Source organism: Mesorhizobium alhagi CCNWXJ12-2 (genome assembly GCF_000236565.1).
GTDB lineage: Bacteria > Pseudomonadota > Alphaproteobacteria > Rhizobiales > Rhizobiaceae > Allomesorhizobium > Allomesorhizobium alhagi.
The window spans coordinates 1-3,821 of the sequence record NZ_AHAM01000090.1 but is presented as its reverse complement, the minus strand read 5'-3'; the positions used below and the strand labels follow the sequence as shown (position 1 = coordinate 3,821).

The following is a 3,821-nucleotide window of genomic DNA, read 5'->3' as shown; positions in this document are numbered from 1 at the left end:
CGCCATCGCGTTCCTGCTGCTCGGCCCGGCGGGCGACAAGATGGTCCCCTATTGGACACAGATCGGCATATTCCTGCTCTGGGTCTCGGCCATCGTGACGCTCTACACCGGCTATGACTATTTTCGCGCCGGCGCCAAGCATATCATGGAAGAATGAGAGAGCCCCTGACCAAACTCGTCTATTTCGCCTGGGTGCGGGAACGGATCGGCAAGCCGGAGGAGGAAGTTTCGCTTCCCTCGACGGTCGAGACTGTTGCGGACCTGTTGCGGTGGCTGAAGGCGCGCGGCGAAGAATATGAAAACGCGCTGCAATATCCGGACGTGATCCGCGTCGCGATCAATCACGAGCATGTCGACCACCGCGAGAAGATCGCCGACGCGCGCGAGATCGCACTGTTCCCGCCGATGACCGGAGGCTGAGATGCCGGCCGGCGTCGCGCCCATCGTGCGCATCCAGGCGGAAGATTTCGACATTGCCGCCGAAATCGGCCGGCTGACCGAGGGGCGCGCCGATGTCGGCGCAGTGGTGACCTTCTCGGGCCTCTGCCGCGATGAAGCGGGCACGCTCGCGGCGCTCGAACTCGAGCATTATCCTGGCATGGCCGAAGCCGAGATCGCGCGCATCGCCGAGGAGGCGTTGGGCCGCTGGCCGCTGACGGGCCTCACCGCAATCCACCGCTTCGGCAAGATCGCTCCCGGCGAAAACATCGTGCTAGTCGTGGCGGCGTCGGCGCATAGGCAGGCGGCGTTCGAGGCGGCGTCCTTCCTGATGGACTATCTGAAATCGCGCGCGCCCTTCTGGAAGAAGGAGCATCGCGTCGACGGCTCCGAAGGCAATTGGGTCGACGCCAAGGAAGCAGACGACCAGGCCGCCGCCCGCTGGAAATCTTCTCGATAGTTCTTCCCGACTGCAGCGCACTCTCAGGTTCGGCCAACGGCCGAAGCTGCCGTCAAGCATGCATTGGCGGAGTTGTTCCACGGCGCCTGGCTACTGGTCGCCCGAGCCATCTGCAGACGGCTTAAACAAAAAAGCCGGAGCGTTGCCCCGGCTTTTTTGTTTTCATTCAGGCGCTTGCGGCCCGAAACGGATTCAAATTGTCAGCCGACGATCTCGGTATCGGAGAACCAGTACTTGATCTCCTGAGCGGCGGTTTCGGGCGCATCGGAGCCGTGCACCGAGTTCTCGCCGATCGACAGAGCATGCACCTTGCGGATCGTCCCTTCGGCTGCGTTGGCCGGGTTGGTGGCGCCCATTACGTCGCGGTTCTTGGCAATGGCGTTCTCGCCTTCGAGGACCTGCACCACCGTCGGACCCGACGACATGGATTCGACCAGCTCGCCGAAGAAGGGGCGATCCTTGTGGACGGCATAGAAGCCTTCGGCCTCGCGGCGGCTCATCCAGACGCGGCGGGGAGGCACGACGCGCAGGCCGGCATCCTCCAGCATCTTGGTGATCGCGCCGGTGAGATTGCGCCGGGTCGCGTCGGGTTTGATCATCGAAAACGTGCGTTCGATCGCCATGGTGTATCCTTCTGAGCAATGGGATGAAAAAGGTGGGCGGACCTATACAGACCGCCCGCCGCATTGCCAAGGCCCGAGGCGCTCCGTGCTGACGTCCCTATGCCGCAGCCGGAACCTTGCGGCCAATGCCGCCATGCAGATCGAGGCAGCGGCCGAACCACTCTGCCACCGGATCGTTCTCTGCAAGCACCGGGAAGGGCGAGATGATGCGTACCCACTGGAATGCGCCGTAGACAATGTAATCGGCGAATAGCGGCGAAGCGCCGCCGATCCAGGGCTGGTATGAAAGCGTCGACCGAAGCGGCTCGAGTGAAGCACGGAATGTCGCGAGTCCGGCCTCGCGCCCGGCCGGCACCTCTTCCAGCCGCTTGCCGAAGCGGGCCTCGCGGCTTTTGCGGAAATAGGCCTGGTCTTCCGGCGCGAGCACGTCGTGGATGTCCTTAAGCGCCGCGGAGCCGAGATACGTATGGATGGTCAGCTGCGACCACCGCTCGATGAAGCGTGCCATCGCCTTGCCGCCATCGCCGCCGAACAGCGTCGGCCGGTCCGGATAGGCGTCCTCCAGATAGAGCGCGATGGCGAAGGAATCCGAAACGGTCTTGTCGCCGTCGCGGATAACTGGGACGATCTTGCTGATTCCACCCTCGACGCCCGGCACCGCGGTGAAAGGTGTCGGCACTTTCTCGAAATCGAGGCCCTTGTGGGCTAACGCCATCGCCGCCTTCCAGCAATGCGGGCTGAAGGGGCGGGATGCGTCGCGACCGACGAGGTCGTAGAGCAGAATGGTCATTGGCGCTTCTTTCAGGTCGGTTTAGGAATGGCGCGCATATTCAGCGCTTCGCGCGTCAAAGGTAAAGTCCATGAAACAGCATTTCACGATGTTCGCGGCCTATAATTCATGGGCCAACCAGCGCGTATATGATGCAGCCGCAGCGCTTTCAGCCGAGGAATTCCGGCGCGACACCGGAGCGTTCTTCAAGTCTATGATGGGGACGCTCAACCATCTCGTCGCCGCCGACCGCATCTGGATGAAGCGCTTCACCGGCGAGGGCGATGCGCCGACGGCGCTTGACGCGATCCTCCACGAGGATTTGGCGAAGCTGCGGGCGGTCCGCGAGGCCGAGGACAGAAGGATCGCCAAATGGATCGGCGGCCTGGGCGAAAAGGCGTTTTCGGGGCGCTTCACGTACATGACCGTCACCGACATGCGCACCGTGTCGCAGCGACTTGCGCCGGCGCTCGATCATTTCTTCAACCATCAGACCCACCATCGCGGCCAGGCGCATATGATCCTGACCGCGCTCGGCAAGCCCTCGCTGCAGCTCGACCTGATCTATTTCCAGCGCACGGAAGAGGGCAGAGCCTATGCGTGAGCCGGCGGCGGGTTCGGCGAGGGACCGGCTTGAAGAAATCCTGGCGCGGCTCGCCGAGCGCAAAGCCGAGGAACGCGTTTTCCTGAAGCTCTATTCCGATGCCGCCAGAGTTTCTGCCGATGCCGCAGACGCGCGCCGCCGAGCAGGAATCTCGCTCGGCTCGCTCGACGGCGGGATCATCTCCATCAAGGATCTTTTCGACGTTGCGGGCGAGACGACGACTGCCGGCTCGGCAGCGCTCGCCGACGCGCCGCCCGCGACCCGGGACGCTGCGGTCGTGGCACGGCTGAGACAGGCCGGTGCTGTCATCGTCGGCAAGACAAACATGACCGAATTCGCCTTTTCGGGCATCGGCCTCAACCGGCATTTCGGGACGCCGGGCAACGCCGCGGATGCGACGCGCGTTCCCGGCGGCTCCTCGTCGGGAGCCGGCGTTTCGGTCGCCGAAGGCACATGCGAGATCGCTATCGGCTCGGATACGGGCGGGTCGGTGCGCATTCCCGCCGCATTGAACGGCGTCGTCGGCTTCAAGCCGACGGCCGGGCGCGTGCCGCTCGACGGCGTATTTCCGCTGTCCAGTACGCTCGATTCCGTCGGCCCGCTGGCGCGCACGGTTGCGGATTGCGCCATCGCCGATGCCATCATGGCCGGCAAGGAGCCCGGTGCGCTTGAGTCATTTCCGCTCAGCGGTCTGCGGATCGGGATTCCGCAAGGCCGGTTGTTCGGCGACATCGATGCTGCCGTGGCCGCAGGCTTCGCGCGCGGCCTGAAAGCGCTGGAGGCTGCGGGCGCAAAGATCGCCGATCACTCGATCGACGACCTGCTGAACGGTATGGCCGAAGCGACGAAGGGAGCCTCAATCGCCTCGGTCGAGGCTGCAGAGATCCATGCCGACCTCGCCGAGACGCAGGCATGGTCGCTGGTCGA

Annotated in this window: 6 protein-coding genes and 1 pseudogene; 5 read left to right on the top strand and 2 right to left on the bottom strand. The window is 64.1% G+C overall.

The features are described from left to right. The 3 genes and pseudogenes from MAXJ12_RS38800 to MAXJ12_RS11465 all read left to right on the top strand — a co-directional run. Positions 1 to 157 (top strand): annotated as a pseudogene (locus tag MAXJ12_RS38800) (CDP-diacylglycerol--glycerol-3-phosphate 3-phosphatidyltransferase); the annotation flags it as partial. Positions 158 to 165: 8 nt separating this feature from the next. Then, positions 166 to 420: a molybdopterin converting factor subunit 1 gene (moaD, locus tag MAXJ12_RS11470; protein WP_040585903.1), complete on the top strand. Its 255-nt coding sequence runs from the start codon at positions 166 to 168 to the stop codon at positions 418 to 420. 1 nt (position 421) lies between these two features. Next, positions 422 to 898 (top strand): molybdenum cofactor biosynthesis protein MoaE, encoded by a 477-nt coding sequence (locus tag MAXJ12_RS11465; protein ID WP_008836023.1) that lies wholly within the window; start codon positions 422 to 424, stop codon positions 896 to 898. A 200-nt stretch (positions 899 to 1,098) separates the two neighbouring features. Here MAXJ12_RS11465 and ndk read toward each other — a convergent pair whose 3' ends face one another. After that, positions 1,099 to 1,521, bottom strand: a complete 423-nt coding sequence (ndk, locus tag MAXJ12_RS11460; protein WP_008836022.1) for a nucleoside-diphosphate kinase — start codon at positions 1,519 to 1,521, stop codon at positions 1,099 to 1,101. Between the two features lie 97 nt (positions 1,522 to 1,618). After that, positions 1,619 to 2,311, bottom strand: a complete 693-nt coding sequence (locus MAXJ12_RS11455; protein ID WP_008836021.1) for a glutathione S-transferase family protein — start codon at positions 2,309 to 2,311, stop codon at positions 1,619 to 1,621. Between the two features lie 70 nt (positions 2,312 to 2,381). On the opposite strand from MAXJ12_RS11455, the gene MAXJ12_RS11450 reads away from it, so the two are divergent. Together MAXJ12_RS11450 and MAXJ12_RS11445 are read left to right on the top strand one after the other, a co-directional pair. Beyond that, entirely contained in the window at positions 2,382 to 2,894 is a 513-nt protein-coding gene (locus tag MAXJ12_RS11450) for a DinB family protein (RefSeq protein ID WP_008836020.1), read from the top strand. After that, the coding region (locus tag MAXJ12_RS11445) for an amidase (protein WP_008836019.1) at positions 2,887 to 3,821 on the top strand (935 nt) is incomplete at its 3' end. The genes MAXJ12_RS11450 and MAXJ12_RS11445, both read left to right, overlap by 8 nt.